At 61.2% G+C, this 20,884-nt stretch carries 14 protein-coding genes; 8 read left to right on the top strand and 6 right to left on the bottom strand.

Annotated elements, in window-relative coordinates:
• Positions 1-329: 329 nt before the first annotated feature.
• The 4 genes from ntrC to glnA all read right to left on the bottom strand — a co-directional run bounded on the left by ntrC (position 330) and on the right by glnA (position 5,179).
• A complete protein-coding gene (gene ntrC / locus B9N88_RS13865; RefSeq protein ID WP_027605069.1) occupies positions 330-1,766 on the bottom strand; it encodes a nitrogen regulation protein NR(I) in 1,437 nt (478 codons plus the stop codon).
• Positions 1,763-2,848, bottom strand: coding sequence for a nitrogen regulation protein NR(II) (gene glnL / locus B9N88_RS13860; RefSeq protein ID WP_024072896.1), 1,086 nt, complete (start codon positions 2,846-2,848; stop codon positions 1,763-1,765). The genes ntrC and glnL overlap by 4 nt, the downstream gene beginning before the upstream one ends.
• 302 nt (positions 2,849-3,150) lie before the next feature.
• Positions 3,151-3,687 carry a chorismate mutase gene (locus tag B9N88_RS13855; RefSeq protein WP_027605068.1) on the bottom strand — a complete coding sequence of 179 codons (537 nt, stop codon included), beginning with the start codon at positions 3,685-3,687 and terminating at the stop codon, positions 3,151-3,153.
• 85 nt (positions 3,688-3,772) lie between these two features.
• Positions 3,773-5,179 carry a glutamate--ammonia ligase gene (gene glnA, locus B9N88_RS13850; RefSeq protein WP_024072899.1) on the bottom strand — a complete coding sequence of 469 codons (1,407 nt, stop codon included), beginning with the start codon at positions 5,177-5,179 and terminating at the stop codon, positions 3,773-3,775.
• A 334-nt stretch (positions 5,180-5,513) separates the two neighbouring features.
• Between glnA and thiI the strand changes: the two genes are divergently transcribed.
• Positions 5,514-6,968 carry a tRNA uracil 4-sulfurtransferase ThiI gene (gene thiI / locus B9N88_RS13840; protein WP_027605067.1) on the top strand — a complete coding sequence of 485 codons (1,455 nt, stop codon included), beginning with the start codon at positions 5,514-5,516 and terminating at the stop codon, positions 6,966-6,968.
• 139 nt (positions 6,969-7,107) lie between these two features.
• Positions 7,108-8,928 carry a translational GTPase TypA gene (gene typA, locus B9N88_RS13835; protein WP_027605066.1) on the top strand — a complete coding sequence of 607 codons (1,821 nt, stop codon included), beginning with the start codon at positions 7,108-7,110 and terminating at the stop codon, positions 8,926-8,928.
• A 193-nt stretch (positions 8,929-9,121) separates the two neighbouring features.
• On the opposite strand, the gene B9N88_RS13830 is transcribed toward typA, so the two are convergent.
• On the bottom strand, positions 9,122-9,556 hold the full coding sequence (locus B9N88_RS13830) for a YkgJ family cysteine cluster protein (protein WP_024072902.1): 435 nt from the start codon (positions 9,554-9,556) through the stop codon (positions 9,122-9,124).
• Positions 9,557-9,796: 240 nt separating this feature from the next.
• On the opposite strand from B9N88_RS13830, the gene B9N88_RS13825 reads away from it, so the two are divergent.
• From B9N88_RS13825 to B9N88_RS13800, 6 genes are all read left to right on the top strand, one after another.
• Positions 9,797-12,247 (top strand): glycogen/starch/alpha-glucan phosphorylase, encoded by a 2,451-nt coding sequence (locus B9N88_RS13825; protein ID WP_027605065.1) that lies wholly within the window; start codon positions 9,797-9,799, stop codon positions 12,245-12,247.
• 157 nt (positions 12,248-12,404) lie between these two features.
• Positions 12,405-15,920 carry a DUF2339 domain-containing protein gene (locus B9N88_RS13820; RefSeq protein WP_027605064.1) on the top strand — a complete coding sequence of 1,172 codons (3,516 nt, stop codon included), beginning with the start codon at positions 12,405-12,407 and terminating at the stop codon, positions 15,918-15,920.
• Positions 15,920-17,272 (top strand): DUF3999 domain-containing protein, encoded by a 1,353-nt coding sequence (locus tag B9N88_RS13815; protein WP_027605063.1) that lies wholly within the window; start codon positions 15,920-15,922, stop codon positions 17,270-17,272. Before B9N88_RS13820 ends, B9N88_RS13815 begins: the two co-directional genes overlap by 1 nt.
• Before the next feature lie 108 nt (positions 17,273-17,380).
• Positions 17,381-18,391: a class 1 fructose-bisphosphatase gene (locus tag B9N88_RS13810; protein ID WP_027605062.1), complete on the top strand. Its 1,011-nt coding sequence runs from the start codon at positions 17,381-17,383 to the stop codon at positions 18,389-18,391.
• A gap of 176 nt (positions 18,392-18,567) precedes the next feature.
• Positions 18,568-18,822 (top strand): hypothetical protein, encoded by a 255-nt coding sequence (locus B9N88_RS13805; RefSeq protein WP_027605061.1) that lies wholly within the window; start codon positions 18,568-18,570, stop codon positions 18,820-18,822.
• Between the two features lie 30 nt (positions 18,823-18,852).
• Positions 18,853-19,422 (top strand): lipocalin family protein, encoded by a 570-nt coding sequence (locus B9N88_RS13800; protein ID WP_027605060.1) that lies wholly within the window; start codon positions 18,853-18,855, stop codon positions 19,420-19,422.
• A 54-nt stretch (positions 19,423-19,476) separates the two neighbouring features.
• On the opposite strand, the gene B9N88_RS13795 is transcribed toward B9N88_RS13800, so the two are convergent.
• Positions 19,477-20,841, bottom strand: coding sequence for a formimidoylglutamate deiminase (locus tag B9N88_RS13795; RefSeq protein ID WP_027605059.1), 1,365 nt, complete (start codon positions 20,839-20,841; stop codon positions 19,477-19,479).
• Positions 20,842-20,884 lie beyond the last annotated feature (43 nt).

Here is a 20,884-nt window from a genome sequence, read left to right as displayed (position 1 = left end):
GTTGTACTGGGGTTATTGCAGGGCGCGTGCCAGAGTGGCTAAGTTGTGCCAAAAAATTTCTCCAGAAAGCGCAAAGCCCCGGAATACGGGGCTTTAGTGTTTTCGGGGTTCAGCATTTTCTTAACAAAACGCATGTTTCGGGCTTGGAACGTGTGCGCGATGCTAGAACAGGGTGCATTGAAGCGGTGCACGGTTCTGAGTCCGTGTGGAGGCCCAAATGTGAGAGGGGGCTTGCTCCCGATGGCGGAGTGTCAGTCGATATCTATCTGACTGATCCACCGCCATCGGGAGCAAGCCCCCTCCCACATTAGACCTCGGTAGATGGGAGATCAGGCGTCGTCGCCCTCATCGTCATCCCCACCATCGACCTTCATGCCCAACTCCTTGATCTTGCGCGTCAGGGTATTGCGACCCCAACCCAGCAACACGGCGGCATCGCGACGGCGGCCGGCGGTGTGCTTGAGGGCGGTTTCGATCATGATCCGCTCGAAGGCCGGCACGGCGCTGTCCAGCAGGTTCGACTGGCCGCGTGCCAGGGCCTGGTCGGCCCATTGGCGCAGCGCCTGTTCCCAGTTGGTCACCGGGGCCGAATCCTGCGGCAGGCTCAGCAGTTCCGGCGGCAGGTCGCCGATATGCACTTCGCGGCCGGACGCCATCACGGTGATCCAGCGGCAGGTGTTCTCCAGCTGGCGCACGTTGCCGGGCCACGGCAGGTTCTTCAGGTATTCCTCGGTCTCGCTTTTCAGCAGCTTCGGCTCGACGGCCAGCTCCTGGGCGGCGCGGCTGAGGAAGTGGCGGGCGAGGGTCGGGATATCTTCGCGGCGGTCCGACATCCGTGGGATGTGGATGCGGATCACGTTGAGACGGTGGAACAAGTCTTCACGGAACTTGCCGGCGTGCACCAGGGTTTCCAGGTTCTGGTGAGTCGCGGCGATGATGCGCACATCGACCTTGACCGGTGTATGCCCGCCCACGCGGTAGAACTCGCCGTCCGCCAGTACGCGCAGCAGGCGGGTCTGGGTGTCGGCCGGCATGTCGCCGATTTCATCGAGGAACAGCGTGCCGCCGTCCGCCTGTTCGAAGCGGCCGCGACGCAGGTTGGCTGCGCCGGTGAATGCGCCTTTCTCATGGCCGAACAGCTCGGACTCCATCAGATCCTTGGGGATCGCCGCCATGTTCAGCGCGATAAACGGCGAGGCCGCCCGCGGGCTGTGGCGGTGCAGGGCGTGGGCCACCAACTCTTTACCGGTACCCGACTCGCCGTTGATCAGCACGGTGATGTTGGAATGGCTCAAGCGCCCGATGGCGCGAAACACTTCCTGCATCGCCGGCGCTTCACCGATGATTTCCGGGGTGCGGGTCAGGGTCGGCGGAGCTTCCTGGTTCTGCTGTTCCTGGGCGTGCTGGTTGGCGCGCTTGACCAGCGCCACGGCCTCGTCCACGTCAAACGGCTTGGGCAGGTACTCGAAGGCGCCGCCCTGATAGGACGCGACAGCGCTGTCCAGGTCCGAGTGCGCCGTCATGATGATCACCGGCAGGCGCGGGTGCTGCTCGCGAATCCGCGCCAGCAGGTCCAGGCCACTGGCGCCGGGCATGCGGATGTCGGAGATGATCACGTCGGGCTGCTGGCGCGCCAGGCGGCTCATCACCCCGTCGGCGCTGTCGAAGCTCTGGGTGGTCATGCCTTCCTGTTGCAAGGCTTTCTCGAGGACCCAGCGGATAGAACGGTCGTCATCGACGATCCACACAGTTTCACTACGGCTCATGTCGATGGGGCTCCTTGTTCCAGAGGCAGAAAGATCGAGAATGTGGTGTGGCCGGGATGACTCTCACATTCGATCAGACCCTGGTGCTGGCTGATGATGTTCTGGGTAATGGCCAGGCCCAGCCCGGTACCGTCCGGGCGGCCGCTGACCATGGGAAAGAAGATGGTTTCCTGAAGTTCCGCAGGAATGCCCGGGCCGTTGTCGATGATCTCGACCTTGGTCACCAGGCGATGGCGCACGTGGCCGATGGTGAACTGGCGCAGGGCGCGGGTGCGCAGGCTGATGCGGCCAAGGCGCAGCTCGTTCTGGCTGCTGATGGCCTGCATGGCGTTGCGCACGATGTTGAGCACCGCCTGGATCATCTGCTCGCGGTCGATCAACACGTCGGGAATGCTTGGGTCGTAGTCGCGCACCAGGGTGATGCAGCCCTGGCTTTCGGCTTCTACCAACTGACAGACGCGCTCCAGAACTTCGTGCACGTTGGTCATCGCCAGCGACGGCAGCTTGTTGGAGCCGAGCATGCGGTCCACCAGGTTACGCAGGCGGTCGGCCTCTTCGATGATGACGTTGGTGTAGTCCTTGAGGTGCTCGTCCGGCAGTTCACGGGCCAGCAGCTGCGCCGCGCCGCGAATGCCGCCCAGCGGGTTCTTGATCTCATGGGCCAGGCCGCGCACCAGCATCTTGCTGGTCTCCTGCTTGGACAGCTGGGCTTCTTCCTTGGTGATGCGCAACAGGCGGTCGCGGGGGTGCACTTCGAGCAGCAGCAGCGTGGCGCCGTTGCTCAGGATCGGGGTCACGGCGTAGTCGACGGTCAGCGTCTGGCCGGTGAGTGCCGTGAGCATCGCTTCACGCTTGGTGAACGGGTGTGCCTGCTCCACTGCCTGGCGCAACGAACTCAAGGCTTCGGCCGACTCGGTGAACAATTCGCTGATGAACTGCCCATGGCTGCGCTGACCGCTGATGGCCAGGAGCATCTCTGCCGCCGGGTTCATGTACTCAAGGCGCAGGTCGTCATTGAGCAGGATGGTCGCGGTGGTCAGGTTGTCGAGTAGCAAACGGTGCAGTGCATCGCTGATGGTCATCGGGACCTCTTTTGGAGCAAGGCGCGGGCTTGAGGCACACGCTGATACAAGGAAAATGCAAAAACCAAACCAAGGCTCCGAAAAGAAGCGTGAATCCCCTGAAATAAGGGATTAAGGCGCGAAACTGTGGCGTTCTGCCAGCCCGCTCGGGAAGTTTCGAACCAAAATGGTGTGAGTCAGTGGGAAGGGTGCGGGATGTCGCACCAATATAGTGCGGTTTTGTGAAGGTTGTTCAGGAAGTGCCGAATTCACACAAATCCAATGTGGGAGGAACTCCCACATGTTCGGCTCGGGTTACAGCTTCAGTCTTTGTGGATACATAGCTCGGCCGTGGCGCGAATCATCGCCAGTTGCCGCAACGGGTCGTTCAGTGGTTCATGCACCGCTTCAGCCAGCCATTGAGGGCACTGCGGGTCGCTGCGTTGTGGCGTGAAGTCCGCGAGCTGTTGCAGCAGGCGTTTTTGCAATTGATCCAGCTGCGGGCGGATCTGCTTCACCAGGTCCGGGCGCGGGTCGTCGGGTGCCTTGCCCTGGAACTGCCAGTCGGACAGGTGGGTGTACTGCACCAGCTTGTTTGCCTCGATCTGCGCCGAGAAAAATTGCTCGGCGGCGGCGGGCTCCAGTTGGTAACTCGGTGCCTGGGCAATGACGCTGGCGAGCACGTCCTGCTCGCGCTTTTTGTCTTCTACCGGTTTTTTACTGTCCCATTTGCTCAGGGCCACCTGGTCGGCAATGGCCAGGCGTTCGGCGATGCTGTTGAGCAATGGCGCCAGTGTCGGCGGTGCAGCGAATGCACTGGCGCTGGCGAACAATAAAGTGAATGCGAGTAGACGCTTCAAGAGGTGACCTCCTAGGGTGCGGGCAAAAAAAAGACCTCCCGAAGGAGGCCTTTTTCATCACGCTGCGTCAAGCAGCGCTACCGGATCAGCAGCTGTAGTACAGCTCGTATTCCAGTGGGTGTACGAAGGTGCGTACTTTGATTTCTTCTTCGCTTTTCAGCTCGATGTAGGCATCGATGAAGTCGTCGCTGAATACGCCGCCTTTGGTCAGGAACGCACGGCCCTTGTCCAGCTCTTCCAGGGCTTCTTTCAGGCTGCCGCACACTTGTGGGATCTCTTTGGCCTCTTCAGGCGGCAGGTCGTACAAGTTTTTGTCGGCGGCGTCGCCAGGGTGGATCTTGTTCTGGATACCGTCCAGGCCGGCCATGACCAGGGCAGCGAAGGCCAGGTATGGGTTGGCTGCTGGATCCGGGAAGCGAGCTTCGATACGGCGAGCGCGCGGGCTGGATACGTAAGGAATGCGGATCGAGGCGGAACGGTTACGAGCCGAGTAGGCCAGCATGACCGGTGCTTCGAAACCTGGGACCAGACGCTTGTAGGAGTTGGTCGACGGGTTGGTGAAGCCGTTCAGGGCCTTACCGTGCTTGATGATGCCGCCGATGAAGTACAGAGCGGTGTCGGACAGGCCGGCATAACCTTCGCCAGCGAAGGTGTTCTTGCCTTCTTTGGCGATGGACAGGTGAACGTGCATGCCCGAACCGTTATCGCCGTACAGCGGCTTAGGCATGAAGGTAGCGGTACGGCCGTAGGCATCAGCCACGTTGTGTACGCAGTACTTCAGGGTCTGGACTTCGTCAGCCTTGGCCACCAGGGTGTTGAACTTAACGCCGATTTCGTTCTGGCCGGCAGTCGCCACTTCATGGTGGTGAACTTCGATGACCAGGCCCATTTCTTCCATGGCGTTGCACATGGAGGTACGGATTTCGTGGTCGTGGTCGAACGGCGGAACCGGGAAGTAGCCACCTTTGATGCCTGGACGGTGGCCTTTGTTGCCGCCTTCCACGTCCTGGTCGGACATCCACGAACCTTGTTCGGAGAAGATCTTGAACATGGAGCCGGAGATGTCGGACTTGAACTTGACCGAATCAAAGATGAAGAATTCCGGCTCCGGGCCTACGAATACGGTGTCGCCGATACCGGTCGACTTCAGGTATTCCTCGGCACGCTTGGCGATCGCACGTGGGTCGCGGTCGTAGCCTTGCATGGTCGAAGGCTCGATCACGTCGCAGACGATGATCAGGGTTGGGTCTTCGGTGAACGGGTCGAGAACGGCAGTGCTGTCGTCCGGCATCAGGATCATGTCGGAGGCTTCGATGCCTTTCCAGCCAGCGATGGAGGAGCCGTCGAACATTTTGCCTTCTTCGAAGAAAGCATCATCCAGCGCGTCGCGAGCCGGCATGGTCACGTGGTGCTGAGTGCCTTTGGTGTCCGTGAAGCGCAGATCAATCCATTTAACGTCATGATCTTTGATGAGTTGAACCGACTTCGACATAGTGTCCTCCGGGTGGCTTCGGGCTGGGGTAGTGGAGTTAGCCCTTAGAATGTGGGTGATGCCGGCGCGGATAGTCCGCCATGGCAACCTGCCTCACAAGAGAGCAAATTGCATGCCAGTGCGCCAACATGGGTTTTTTGCTCCAAAAACGCCCCTATAAAGGTGCATTGCGACAAATGCCGGAAATTAGCGCACCGCAATGTGGCGCGCGCGAGTGCAAATGCACCTCTTTAGTGCGAGTCGAGTGTTGTGCATATTAACTGGTTAAACCTTGAGCGATTTCCGCTATAATCCGCGCCCCCCTTTTTCGGCAGGCCCTGCGCGCGCTGTTTCCATGAAATTAATCGTTAAAGTCTTCCCCGAGATCACCATCAAGAGCCGACCGGTACGGATGCGTTTCATCCGTCAGTTGGCCAAGAACATCCGTGCCGTGCTCCGCGATCTGGACCCGGCTGTGGTGGTGAACGGTGTGTGGGACAACCTCGAGCTGGAAACCCGCCTGACCGACGCCAAAGCCTTGAAGGACATGACCGAGCGCCTGAGCTGCATGCCGGGTATCGCGCATTTCCTGCAGGTGGATGAGTACCCGCTGGGGGACTTCGACGACATCACCGAGAAATGCAAACGGCACTTCGGCGACAGCCTTGAAGGCAAGATTTTTTCGGTGCGCTGCAAGCGTGCCGGCAAGCACCCGTTCAGTTCCATGGACGTCGAGAAATACGTCGGCAGCAAGCTGCGTCGCGAGTGCGGCGCCGCCGGAATTTCCCTCAAGGCGCCGCAAATTGAAGTGCGCATGGAAATTCGCGACCAACGGTTGTTTGTGATTCACAGCCAGCACGACAGCATCGGCGGCTACCCGCTGGGCGCCCTGGAACAGACCCTGGTCCTCATGTCCGGCGGTTTCGATTCCACGGTGGCGGCCTACCAGATCATGCGCCGCGGCCTGATGAGCCATTTCTGCTTCTTTAACCTGGGCGGGCGTGCACACGAATTGGGCGTGATGGAAGTTGCGCACTTTATCTGGAAGAAGTACGGCAGCTCCCAGCGCGTGCTATTTGTGAGCGTACCGTTCGAGGAAGTGCTGGGCGAAATTCTCGGTAAAGTCGATAACAGTCATATGGGCGTAGTTTTGAAGCGTATGATGTTGCGCGCTGCGTCCCGAATCGCCGATCAGTTGCAGATCGACGCGCTGGTGACCGGTGAAGCGATTTCCCAGGTTTCCAGCCAGACGCTGCCGAACCTGTCGCTGATCGACTGCGTGACCGAGAAGCTGGTACTGCGCCCGCTGATCGCCAGCCACAAGCAGGACATCATCGACTTGGCAGAAGCAATCGGCACCGCCGACTTTGCCAAGCATATGCCTGAATACTGCGGGGTCATTTCGGTGAACCCCAAGACCCACGCCAAGCGCAACCGCGTGGAGTACGAAGAACAACAGTTTGATATGGCGGTTCTGGAGCGTGCGCTCGAGAACGCCAAGCTGGTCCCGATCGATCGTGTTATCGACGAACTGGGCCAGGATGTGCAGATCGAAGAAGTCAGCGAAGCCCTGGCCGGCCAGATCGTCATCGACATCCGTCACCCGGATGCCGCTGAAGATGAGCCGCTGGAAATCGCCGGCATCGACGTACAAACGCTGCCGTTCTATGCATTGAACGCGCGTTTCAAGGAACTGGATAACAGCCGTCAGTACCTGCTGTATTGCGACAAAGGCGTGATGAGTCGCCTGCATGCCCACCATTTGCTCAGTGAGGGGCATGCCAATGTGCGCGTTTATCGACCGAGCTAAGAGCCCGGGGCTGTTTGCCTGTGGCCTGCGTCACCGGCCCCCCGACTCTGCCGTCAAGCTGTAACGGCAAGGCCTGACTCTACTGTTAATCGCTGCCACGACCTGTCAGCACACCGAATCCTCTGATCGAGATACACAAGTGATCGAAAATCTACGTAACATCGCCATCATTGCCCACGTTGACCATGGTAAAACCACCCTGGTAGACAAACTCCTGCGTCAATCCGGCACCCTGGAGCGCAACGAGCTCAACGACGAGCGCGTGATGGACTCCAACGACCAGGAAAAAGAGCGCGGTATTACCATCCTGGCAAAAAACACCGCCATCAACTGGAACGGCTACCACATCAACATCGTGGATACCCCGGGCCACGCCGACTTCGGCGGCGAAGTAGAACGCGTAATGTCGATGGTTGACTCCGTTCTGCTGCTGGTTGACGCTCAAGACGGCCCTATGCCGCAAACCCGTTTCGTGACCAAGAAGGCGTTCGAAGCCGGCCTGCGTCCGATCGTGTGCATCAACAAGGTTGACCGTCCGGGCGCGCGTCCGGACTGGGTTCTGGACCAGATCTTCGATCTGTTCGACAACCTGGGTGCTACCGAAGAACAGCTGGACTTCAAAGTCGTCTACGCCTCGGCCCTGAACGGCATTGCCGGTCTGGACCACACCGACATGGCCGAAGACATGACCCCGCTGTACCAGTCGATCGTCGACAACGTACCTGCGCCGAAAGTTGACCGTGACGGCCCGTTCCAGATGCAAATCTCGGCACTGGACTACAACAGCTTCCTGGGTGTGATCGGCGTTGGCCGTATCGCCCGTGGCAGCGTCAAGCCGAACACCCCGGTTGTGGCAATCGGCGCCGACGGCAAGAAGCGCAACGGTCGTATCCTGAAGCTGATGGGTCACCACGGCCTGCACCGTATCGACGTTGAAGAAGCCTTCGCCGGCGACATCGTGTGCGTCAGCGGCATGGACTCGCTGTTCATCTCCGACACCCTGTGCCAGCCGGACACTGTCGAGGCAATGAAGCCTCTGACCGTCGACGAGCCAACCGTTTCCATGACCTTCCAGGTAAACGACTCGCCTTTCTGCGGTAAAGAAGGCAAGTTCGTGACTTCCCGTAACATCAAGGAACGTCTGGACAAAGAGCTGCTGTACAACGTTGCACTGCGCGTTGAAGAAGGCGACTCGGCTGACAAGTTCAAGGTTTCCGGCCGTGGTGAGCTGCACCTCTCGGTACTGATCGAAACCATGCGTCGCGAAGGCTTCGAAATGGGCGTTGGTCGTCCTGAAGTTATCATCCGTCAGGTTGACGGCGTGAAGCAGGAACCGTTCGAAAACGTCACCATCGACACTCCTGAAGAATCCCAGGGCAAGGTCATGGAAGAGATGGGCCTGCGTAAGGGCGACCTGACCAACATGGTGCCGGATGGCAAAGGCCGTGTGCGTCTGGAATACAACATCCCTGCTCGTGGCCTGATTGGTTTCCGTAACCAGTTCCTGACCCTGACCAACGGTGCTGGCATCCTGACCTCGATCTTCGATCGCTACGACACCATGAAGTCCGGCGACATGTCCGGCCGTCAGAACGGTGTTCTGGTATCGGTAGAAACCGGCAAGGCGCTGACCTACTCCCTGGAAACCCTCCAGGCGCGTGGCAAGCTGTTCGTTGAACACGGTCAAGAGATCTACAACGGTCAGATCGTTGGCCTGAACAGCCGTGACAACGACATGGGCGTCAACCCAACCAAAGGCAAGAAGCTCGACAACATGCGTGCTTCGGGTAAAGACGAAACCATCGCCCTGGTTCCACCTGTTCGCTTCACCCTGGAACAGGCCCTGGAGTTCATCCAGGACGACGAACTGTGCGAAGTGACGCCGAAGTCGATCCGCCTGCGTAAGAAGATCCTGGACGAAGGCGAGCGCACCCGCGCTGCCAAGAAAGCCAAGAACTGAGTTAACTCAGGCTGAATGAAAAACGCCCCCGGTCGAAAGGCCGGGGGCGTTTTTTTATGCCTGCAGTTTCTGTGGTGGCTGTACTGGCCTCATCGGGGGCAAGCCCCCTCCCACCTTTGAATGTGTTCACAGATCAAAATGTGGGAGGGGGCTTGCCCCCGATAGGGCCCTTGAGAGCCCCACAAAACCCGAATCAGAACTTGTCGAGGGTCTTGAATTTGGTCTCGCGCACCACTTCCTTCGGCTTGTACGCGCAATACCCCGGGCGCGGCCCGATCTTCGGGTGGTTGCGGCAAGTATCCGGGCGCTTGTCATAAATAGTGCAGAAGCGCGTCTTACGATCCAGGTACAGGCAGTCGTTGTTGCTCATGCGCTGCAGGGTAAAAATCTCGGATTTGTTGTTGTAGCGCTCGACGATGCCTTCCTTCTGCAACCGCTTGGCGATGTTCTTCGGCGGGTCGCCGCGCTCGAACTCATCGACGATGCCAATGCGGATCAGGTCCTTGATCTTCACCTCAACCGGCAGCGTGCAGCAGCTGGACACGCAGCCGCCGCACATATGGGCGGAGTATTTCTGCCAAGTCTCGAGACGGTCGAGTTCCGCGGCGGCGATCAGTTGAGGCTTCATCAGGGTTCCAAAAGGTGGGGCGGTATCCGGGCGCGCGATCATACCGGGATTGGTGGTTTTTTGAACAATATTTTACGGATTTCAGCTCAAAGGCGCGGATGAGGGCTGATCGGGCACGACCCCTGCATCAAAAGCGTATTAAAGGTGAATGAGTTAAAAAACTGCCGAACCAGAGCGTCTACCGTCTGTCAGACCGACTAGGCTCTAGCAACTCCTTCAATCTCGCCCGAGGTCACACCGATGTCTCAGGAACCGCTTGCACGAGAAGCAGAGGTAGCCGCATTCCGCGATGCTGTCTTGACCAAACTCACCTACGCGGTGGGCAAAGACCCGGACCATGCCTTCGACCATGACTGGTTCGAAGCCATTGCCCTGGCCGCCCGCGACCAGATGGTCGACCACTGGATGGATCACACGCGGCGTATCTACCGCAAAGGCCAGAAGCGGGTGTATTACCTCTCCCTGGAATTCCTTATCGGCCGCCTGCTCTACGACAGCCTGAGCAACCTCGGCGTGCTGGAGATCGCTCGCGAAGCCTTGTCCGAGCTGGGTGTGGACCTCGAACGCATTCGCCTGCTGGAGCCCGACGCGGCGCTTGGCAACGGCGGCCTCGGCCGTCTGGCCGCATGCTTTATGGAAAGCATGTCGACCTTGGGCATCGCCGGTCACGGTTATGGCATTCGTTATGAGCACGGCTTGTTCCGCCAGGCGATTGTCGATGGCTGGCAGCAGGAACAGACCGAACGCTGGCTGGATTTCGGCAACCCGTGGGAATTCGAGCGGGCCGAGGTGATTTACCCGATTGGCTTTGGCGGCAGCGTCGAGACCCTGCCGGATGCCTCCGGCAAGCTGATCCAGGTGTGGACGCCCAACGAAACCGTGCGCGCCGTTGCCTACGACACCCCGGTGGTCGGTTGGCGCGGCGCCAGCGTGAATACCTTGCGCCTGTGGCGTGCCCGGGCGGTGGAAGACCTGCACCTGGAGCGCTTCAACGCCGGTGACCACTTGGGCGCCGTCGCCGAAGTGGCCCGCGCCGAGAGCATCTCCCGAGTGCTTTACCCGGCGGACAGCACCGAAGCGGGGCAGGAACTGCGCCTGCGCCAGGAATACTTCTTCGTCGCCGCCTCCTTGCAGGACCTGCTGCGTCGCCACAAGAACATGCACGGCTCGGTCCTGAGCCTGGGCGAACACGCGGCGATCCAGCTCAACGACACCCACCCCTCGATCGCCGTGGCCGAGTTGATGCGCCAGTTAGTCGACCTGCACGACATTCCGTGGGAAGCCGCGTGGGATGTCACCGTCGAAACCCTGTCGTACACCAACCACACCCTGTTGCCCGAGGCTCTGGAAACCTGGCCGGTCGGCCTGATGGAGCGCATGCTGCCCCGGCACATGCAGATCATCTACCTGATCAACGCCCAGCACATCGATGCGTTGCGCGCCAAGGGCATCCATGACTTCGACGTGCTGCGCGCCGTGTCCCTGATCGAAGAAGACAACGGCCGCCGTGTGCGCATGGGCAACCTGGCGTTCCTCGGCTCCCACAGCGTCAACGGCGTGTCCGGCCTGCACACCCAACTGATGCGCAGCACCGTGTTCTCCGAACTGCACAAGCTCTACCCGGAGCGCATCAACAACAAGACCAACGGCATTACCTTCCGCCGCTGGCTGTACCAGGCCAACCCCAAGCTCACCGATATGCTGGTGGAAGCCTTGGGCCCGGACATTCTCGACACCATCGAAACCCGCCTGGGCGAGCTGGAAACCTTCGCCGAGAAACAGACGTTCCGCAAAGCCTTTGCCGACCAGCGCCTGCACAGCAAGCGTGCGCTGGCCGAGATCATCCATGAGCGCCTGGGCATTTCGGTGAACCCGGCGGCGATGTTCGACGTGCAGGTCAAGCGTATCCACGAATACAAGCGCCAGTTGCTCAACCTGCTGCACACCGTGGCGCTGTACCAGGCGATCCGTGCCGAGCCGGGCACCGACTGGGTACCACGGGTGAAGATCTTCGCGGGCAAGGCGGCGGCCAGCTATCACCAGGCCAAGTTGATCATCAAGCTGACCAACGACATCGCACGCACCGTCAACAACGACCCGACCGTACGCGGGCTGCTCAAGGTGGTGTTCCTGCCCAACTACAACGTCAGCCTGGCGGAAAGCATCATTCCGGCGGCGGACTTGTCGGAGCAGATCTCCACCGCCGGCTTTGAAGCCTCGGGCACCAGCAACATGAAGTTCGGCCTCAACGGCGCGCTGACCATCGGCACCATGGACGGCGCCAACGTGGAGATGCACGAGCGCGTGGGCGCCGATCACATGTTTATCTTCGGCCTCAGTGCGCAACAGGTGGAGGCACGTAAACATGCCGGTGAATTCAACGCCGGGCCCGATATTGCGGCGTCCCATCGTCTGAGCGATGTGCTGCAAGCGATTCGCGGCGGGGTGTTCTCGCCGGACGATCCGGGCCGCTATGTGGGCTTGATCGACGGGTTGATCGACTACGACCGCTTCCTGGTCTGCGCCGACTTCGATTCCTACTGGGACGCCCAGGCGCGGGTCGAAGCGCATTGGCATGATTCCAAGGCGTGGTGGCGTTCGGCGGTGCTCAATACCGCACGGATGGGCTGGTTCTCGTCGGACCGGACGATCCGCGAGTACGCCACTGAAATCTGGAAAGCCCTCGACTGAACACCGCAATACAAAATGTGGGAGGGGGCTTGCCCCCGATGACGGAGTGTCAGTCGACAAATATGTCGACTGGTACACCGCTATCGGGAGCAAGCCCCCTCCCACATTAGTTGCGCGTCGATATACTGAGCGCCGGTTTGCTTAGGGAATATCGACCATGCAATGGATTTTCATGCTGATTGGCCTGGTGCTCGGCTGGACGCTCGATGAGTCGTTCTATGATGCGGGCATCGGTGCGCTGTTGGGGTTGGGCATCGGCCAGGCGATTCGCCTGTCGAAGCTGGCGACCCAGGCGCAGCAGCAGGCTGTTCAGTTGGAAACCACGCAGAAGGCGTTGATCGCCCTGGGTGAGCGCCTGCGGCAACTGGAAGTACCCACGCCGACACGCACTGTCATCGTCGAGCCGCCTGTGCCTGAGGCGGCACCTGTCGCCAAGGCGCCTGAACTGGTGTGGGAGCTGCCGGCTGAATTGGCGCCTGTCGCCATGGTCGCCGAACCGAGCCAGCCATTGCCGGATGACGTCTGGACGCCTGCCCCGACGCCACGTCCGCCTCAAGAACCTGCCGCTCCCCGTGACCCAAACCTGATCGAACGCGCCATCAGCGGCGCACGCAATTGGCTGTTTGGTGGCAACACCGTGCTGCGTGTCGGTGTGGTGCTGCTGTTTCTCGGCCTGGCCTTCCTGTTGCGCTACGCCACCGAAGGCATGGTGGTGCCGATCGAACTGCGTTACGCCGGCGTTGCCGCGGCGGCCCTTGGCCTGTTGGGCCTGGGCTGGTGGCTGCGGTTGCGTAACAGCAACTACGGCTTGATGCTGCAAGGCACCGGGATCGCGGTGCTGTACCTGACGGTGTTTGCCGCGATGCGCCTGCACCCGTTGATCGACCCGAGCGCGGCGCTGGGCCTGCTGGTGGCGGTCACGGTGTTCTCGGCGATCCTGGCGATTACCCAGGATGCGTTGGGACTGGCCTGTGCGGCCGCGCTCGGCGGCTTCGCGGCGCCGATCCTCACGTCCACCGGCGCCGGTAATCATGTCGCGCTGTTCAGTTATTTTGCCCTGCTCAACGCCGGTATCCTCGCCATCGCCTGGTTCAAGGCCTGGCGCTTGCTCAACCTGATCGGCTTTGTCGGCACCTTCGGCATCGGCTTTGCCTGGGGCATGCGCTCCTACACGCCGGAACTGCTGTGGAGTACCGAGCCGTTCCTGATCCTGTTTTTCCTGATGTACCTGGCTATCGGCCTGTTGTTCGCCCGGCGCAAATTGCGAGAGATGGGCGACGCGCCCGAAGGCCGTGATGCGTTGTTGCGCTGGTCGGCATCCAAAGGCGACTACGTCGACGGCAGCATGCTGTTCGGCCCGCCGCTGGCGGGGTTTGGCCTGCAGTTCGCGCTGGTGCAGCACCTTGAGTTCGCCGCAGCATTCAGCGCGCTGGGCCTGGGCATCCTCTACATGGGCCTGGCCCGCGTGCTCAGTGGCGGGCGCGCCTTGCTGCTGGCGGAAACCTGCCTGGCCCTGGGGGTGATCTTTGCCAGCCTGGCGATTCCCCTGGGGCTCGATGCGCGTTGGACCGCAGCCGCCTGGGCCGTGGAAGGTGCCGGGATCTTCTGGCTCGGCTTGCGCCAGCAGCGGCCGTTGGCGCGGGCATTTGGCCTGTTGCTGCAATTGGGCTCGGCGCTGGCGTTTCTCAGTGAGCTGCGCATCGGCGAGCACACGCTGCTGGAGGGGGCGCCCTTGGGGGCGTTGCTGCTGGGCGCGGCCTTGCTGTTCAGCTTCGACCAACTGCGCAGGGCCGCGACGCAGCAGGCGGCGGAGTGGGAGCGCAAGGGCCTGCCGGTTCTGGCCAGCCTCGGCCTGACTTTCGTGTACCTGCTCGCGCCGCTGCTGTTGCTGACTCAAGGCACTGCCATCAGTTGGGCGCTCGCCGGCCTGGCGACCCTGTTCATCGGCTTGCGGATTGGCTCGCGCACGTTCCTGTTCACGGCGTTCGCCGTGCAACTGCTGGGCGGGGCGTTGTTCCTGCTGCGCTTGCAAGGCGGCGACTCGGCAGCGGTATTCAACGCCGGCTGGAGCGGCCTGCTCAGCGCGTCGTTGATCGGCCTGGCGTTGATCGGCGGCATGCTGCTGGCGGCGCGCGACGACATGGTGCGTAGCGATGTACGGCTGTTGCGCGGGCTGTCCGTGGTGCTGCTGGCCGGGTTGGTGCTGATCAACCTCGCCGTGCTGTTTGTACTGCCATGGGAAAGCGCCAGCGGTGTGTGGGCGGCCAGTGGGTTGTTGATCATCTGGTTGAGCCTGTACCTGCAACAGCGCGTCAGTTTTGTATTTGGGTTGCTGCTGCAAGTGATCGGCGGCGCGTCGTTCCTGCTGGCGGTGCCGGAGCTGCTCGGGCCTTTGGCCAGCGAGGGCGTGCGTCCCCTGGGGCATAGCGGTTTCTGGACACCGATGGTGCTGGGCCTGGCCGCCTTGATCGGTGCCTGGCGCCTGCAGCGTGAACCCCATGCGCCGGTGTTTGCCGTGCTCAAGCTGCAACGCCTGTCTGACCTGCTGCTGGTGTGGGGCGCGGCCTGGTGGGCGTTGGCGCTGATCGCTGAAGTGCTGCGGTTTATCCCCGATGAGCTGCGGGGGGCGTGCCTGCTGGGTAGTGCGGCGGTCAGCGTGGCGATCTGGGCGTTGCTCGCGACGCGCCTGCGTTGGGCGTCCCTGGGTATGCTCTGCACCCTGTTGATGCCGACGGCGGGGATGGTTTTGCTGGTGTCTGCGCATAATTATTACCACCCGGCAGCGCACTACGGCTGGCTGGCCTGGCTGGCGGTGTTCGGGGTGCATTTCATCGCGCTGCGGCGTTTGGCGACGCTGGTGCCGGCCACCGTCCTGAGCATTGCTCATGTGTTGGGTGGCTGGATGTTGATCGGCGTATTGGCGCTGGAACTGCGCTACGGCCTGTTGTTGCTGTCGAGCGAATACAACGCCTGGCGCTGGCTGGGCTGGGCGATCCTTCCAAGCCTGTACCTGGTGCTGGCTGCCGCACCGCGCAACTGGCCGTGGCCGCTGTCGGCGTATCCACGGGAGTATCGCGTGTTGGCGGCGCTGCCCTTGGCGGTGCTGATGCTGGGCTGGTTCTGGCTGGCGAATACCTTCAGCGACGGCACGGCCGAGCCATTGCCCTATGTGCCGCTGCTCAACCCGCTGGACCTGGGCTTGCTGTTTGCGCTGCTGGGCGTGTACCTGTGGTCGCGCAGCGTGGCGCCGCAACGCGGGCCGCGTGCTGAATTGATCGCCCAGGGCATTGCCGGTATTTCGCTGTTCGCGTTCTTTACGGCCCTGGTGATGCGCACCGCACATCACTGGGGCGGCGTACCTTTCCATCTGGATGGGTTGCTGGAATCGATGTTGGTGCAAGCCGGCCTGTCGATTGTCTGGACCCTGATCGCCCTCGGCCTGATGATCGGCGGCCACCTGCGCCATCGCCGCGAAGTGTGGCTGATCGGCGCGGCGCTGATCGCGGTGGTGGTGGCCAAGCTGTTCTTTGTCGAGCTGAGCAACCGTGGCGGCTTGGCGCGGATCGTGTCGTTTATCGGCGTGGGCGGGTTGTTGCTGGTGGTGGGCTACTTTGCGCCGCTGCCGCCCAAGCGTGCCGAACCTGGGTTGGACACTGAAGGAGCATCCTCTTGATCGGTAAGTTGAGCGTGGTCGTGCTGGGCATCTGTACGACATTGTCGGCGTGGGCGCTGGAAACGCCGGCCGACTTCAGCAGCCAGGTGCCGCTGAGCGTCAGCGGCAACGGCCCCTGGTATCGCCTTGAGTTGCCCTTGGCCGTGCAACTGAATGCGCGCCAGGCTGATCTCAGCGATGTGCGCGTGTTCAACGCCGCCGGTGAACCCCAGGCCTACGCGCTGGCGCGTCAAGCGTCGCAACGCACCGAAAGTCGTGAAGTCACCGACGTGAAGTGGTTCCCGCTGTACGCCGCCGACACCCAGGCAACCTTACCCGGTGTGGTGATGAAAACCACGGCCGAAGGCACCCTGGTGGAAATCAAGCCGTCCACCGCACCCAAGCCCGGCAAGCAGGTGCTGCGTGGCTGGGTGCTCGATGCCAGTAAAATCAAGGCGCCGTTGCAGCAGTTGAGCCTGGACTGGAGCCGCGAGCAGGAGGGCTTCCAGCGCTTCAGCATTGAAGCCAGTGATGACTTGCAGCACTGGCAATCCTGGGGCGATGGACAAGTGGCGCGTTTGTCGTTTGCCGACGAGCGGGTCGAGCAGCATGACGTCAGTTTGCCGGGCCAGTCCGCGCGTTACCTGCGCCTGGTGTGGAAGGGGCAGGCGGCGCCGTTGCTGACCTCGGCCAGGTTGGCCAGTGCCACCAGCAGCAGCCTGCCGCTGCCGCTGGTATGGTCGCAGCCGCTCTCGGGCACGCGGCTCAAGGCGGGTGAGTACACTTGGAAGTTGCCCACTGGGCTGGGTGTCGAGCGCTTGCGTGTCGAGCTGAAGCAGGCCAATACGCTGGCGCCGGTGACCTTGGCGGGGCGACGCGATGGCAATCAAGCCTGGCAGCCGCTGAGCAATGGTCTGCTCTACCGCCTGACCCAGAATGGCCAGGACGTGGTGCAGGACGAGTTGCAACTGCCCGGCCAGACGGTCACCGAACTCAAGTTGCAGGTCGACGAGCGCGGCGGCGGCCTGGGCGTCGAAGCGCCGTCCCTGCGCTTCGCGGTGCGCGCCACGCAGTTGGTGTTCCTGGCGCGGGGCGAGCCGCCGTTCACACTGGCGCTGGGGAATGCCTCGGTGAAGGCGGCGAACCTGCCGTTGTCGACGCTGATCCCGGATTACACCGCCGAGCGCCTCAACACCTTGGGACAAGCCAAGGTGGCCGGGGCCGTCGCGGTCACTTCGCCACCGGTCCCGGCGGCTGTCGACAGCGGGCCGAACTGGAAAAAACTCGGACTCTGGGCCGTATTGCTGCTCGGCGTGGCGGCGCTGGGAGGCATGGCCTACAGTTTGCTGCGCAAGCCACCGGTGGCACGTTAAATAAAGTCCATGAACTCTATTGGGTTTAAATCCTCTGATAGGAGGAAATACGCCCCGACTCGCGTTAAACTGCGCGGGTTTTTAGCCCCCCCTTCATCGGAGCCTTCCATGTCCCGCGTTACCTTGAGTCGCTATTTGATTGAGCAGACCCGCAGCAACAACACGCCTGCCGATCTGCGCTTCCTTATCGAAGTGGTGGCGCGTGCTTGCAAGGAAATCAGCCACGCCGTGTCCAAAGGCGCATTGGGTGGTGTCCTGGGCAGCATGGGCACTGAAAACGTGCAGGGCGAAGTGCAGAAGAAGCTCGACGTGATTTCCAACGAGATCCTGCTCGAAGCCAACGAATGGGGCGGTCACCTGGCCGGCATGGCGTCCGAAGAAATGGACAATGCCTACCAGATCCCGGGCAAATACCCGAAAGGCGCCTACCTGCTGGTGTTCGACCCATTGGACGGTTCGTCCAACATCGACATCAACGCCCCGGTCGGCACCATCTTCTCGGTACTGCGTTGCCCGAACGAATACCTGAGCCAGAACGAAGCCCTGAACGAAAAGGCCTTCCTGCAGCCAGGCACCGAGCAGGTCGCTGCCGGCTACGCGATCTACGGCCCACAGACCATGCTGGTGCTGACCCTGGGCGATGGCGTCAAAGGCTTCACCCTGGACCGTGAAATGGGCAGCTTCGTCCTCACCCATGAAGACATCACCATTCCGGCTTCCACCCAGGAATTCGCGATCAACATGTCCAACCAGCGCCACTGGGAAGAACCGGTCAAGCGCTATGTGAACGAGTTGATGGAAGGCGAAGAAGGTCCGTTGAAGAAGAACTTCAACATGCGTTGGGTCGCGGCGATGGTGGCCGATGTGCACCGTATCCTGACCCGTGGCGGCCTGTTCATGTACCCACGCGACAGCCGCGAGCCGTCCAAGCCGGGCAAACTGCGCCTGATGTACGAAGCCAATCCGATGTCCTTCCTGGTCGAGCAGGCGGGCGGTGCGTCCACCGACGGCCACCAGCGCATCCTCGACATCCAGCCCGACGGCTTGCACCAGCGTGTGGCGGTGTTCCTGGGTTCCAAGGAAGAAGTTGAGCGTGTGACCGCTTACCACAAGAAGTAACCTGCGGCGATAAGTGAACGGCGTTGTTGTGAGCCGGTTCACCCTTAAAGAAGCCCCGAAACGTTTCAGCGTTTTCGGGGCTTTTTTGTTTTCGTTCATCGGGAACCAGACACCCCTTTTCCCTTCTAAGCTTCTGGCAGATACCCAAGCTGCTTCGTCCCTCCAGGAGTTATTCCATGTCGTTACGCCGTCTCGCTTTGCTGGCTTTTTGCGTGCTGTTGGCCGCTTGCAGCAAGGTCAATCAAGAAAACTACGCAAAGTTGTCGGCCGGCATGCCTAAGGCCGAGGTGGAGTCGCTGCTGGGCAAACCGACCGATTGTTCCGGCGCACTGGGCATGTCCAGCTGCACATGGGGCGATAAAAACAGCTTTATCAGCGTTCAATATGCCGGTGACAAAGTTCTGATGTTTTCCGGGCAAGGCCTGAAGTAAACCGGGGCGAAAGCCTGCGGGAGAAGAAGAATGATGCGTTTTGTTTTGTTCCTTTGCGCCAGCCTGTTTTTGGCGGGCTGCGCCAGCCATTCTGGCGATGATCTGCAACCCAAGACAGCGAGCAACGTCAACCTCAAGCGTTACCAGGGCACCTGGTATGAGTTGGCTCGATTGCCGATGTACTTCCAGCGCAACTGCGCGCAGTCCGAAGCCCGCTACACATTGCTGCCTGATGGCGATATGTCGGTATTCAACCGCTGCCTCACCACCGAGTGGAAGTGGGAAGAAGCCAAGGGCACGGCCACGCCGCAGGTGCCTGGCAAGACCGACAAGCTCTGGGTGGAATTCAATAACTGGTTTACGTCACTGCTGCCAGGCGTCGCCAAGGGCGATTACTGGGTGCTGTACGTCAGCGATGACTACAAGACCGCCATCGTCGGCAGCCCGAGCCGGCGCTATATGTGGATCCTGTCGCGCACGCCGACGGTCAGTGCGGACACCCGTGAAGACCTGTTGAGCAGGGCGCGGCAGCAAGGGTATGACACCACGCGGTTGATCTGGCGCACGTCGGATAAGCAGATGGCGAAGACTTCGCAGTAATTCTGGATCGCCACAGATCCAATGGTGGGAGGGGGCAAGCCCCCTTCCGCATGTTTAACCGAGTAGGTCTTTCAATACTTGTGTAAACGCCCGGCTACTCTCTTCCTCGCCGGCATGTCGCCCATCCCGCACGACCCACTTGCCGTTGACCAGCACATCGCGCACCTGCCGATCACCGCCGGCAAACAGCCAGCGATTGAGGATGCCGTCCTGTGTCGCTGTCGCCAGGTAAGGGTCGTCACCGTCCAGCACGATCCAATCCGCACGCTTGCCCACTTCCAGTCGACCTATCGGCTGCCCCAGCGCTTGTGCGCCGCCGTCCAGCGCCGCATCGAACAACGTACGGCCGACCATCGGCTGGTCGCTGCGATACAAGCGATTGCGCCGTTGATCGCGCAGGCGTTGGCCGTATTCCAGCCAGCGCAGTTCTTCCACCACGCTCAGGGACACATGGCTATCGGAACCGATGCCCAGGCGTCCGCCCTGGGCGAGAAAATCCACCGCCGGGAAAATCCCGTCGCCCAAGTTGGCTTCGGTGGTCAGGCACAAGCCGGCAATCGCGCGACTCTTGGCCATGCGCGTCACTTCTTCCGGGTTGGCGTGGGTCGCGTGCACCAGGCACCAACGTTCATCGACCTCGACGTTGTCGTACAGCCATTGCAACGGGCGTTTGCCGCTCCAGGCCAGGCAGTCGTCGACTTCCTTTTGCTGTTCGGCGATATGGATATGCACCGGGCACGTCTTGTCGCTGGCGGCCAATACTTCATTGATCTGCCGTGGTGTAACCGCGCGCAGGGAGTGGAAGCACAGCCCCAGTTGCTGCGCCGGCTGCGCCGCCAGAATCGGTTTGAGGCGCGCCTGCAGGTCCAGGTAGTTTTCGGTGCTGTTGATAAACCGTCGCTGCCCCTCATTCGGCGCCTGGCCGCCAAACCCTGAGTGGGTATAGAGCACCGGCACCAGCGTCAGGCCGATGCCGCTACTCGCTGCGGCCTGGCTGATCTGCCGCGACAGTTCCGTACGGTCGGCGTACGGCTGGCCGCTGACGTCATGATGCACATAGTGGAATTCGGCCACCGAGGTGTAGCCGGCCTTGAGCATCTCGATATACAACTGCCGCGCGATCACCTGCAGTTGCTCCGGGCTGATCTTGCCGACCATGCGGTACATCAGGTCGCGCCAGGTCCAGAAACTGTCATTCGGGTTGCCGGCCACTTCGGCCAACCCGGCCATGGCGCGCTGGAAGGCGTGGGAGTGCAGGTTCGGCATGCCCGCCAATACCGGGCCCCTGAGCCGTTCGGCACCGGCTGCGCTGGCGTTGGCCTCAACCTGTGTCAGCAGGCCATCGGCGCTGACTTCAAGACGTACATCGTTGGCCCATCCACTAGGCAGCAGCGCGCGTTCGGCAAAGAAAGCGGACATGATTAGAGCACCCCGGTCGTGTGTTTATTTGTATATACATATA

The organism is Pseudomonas sp. LAMO17WK12:I1 (assembly GCF_900177315.1).
In the GTDB taxonomy this organism is placed as follows: domain Bacteria; phylum Pseudomonadota; class Gammaproteobacteria; order Pseudomonadales; family Pseudomonadaceae; genus Aquipseudomonas; species Aquipseudomonas marginalis.
Note: the sequence above shows the minus strand (reverse complement) of the source record. Positions and strands in the feature narration are given on the sequence as shown.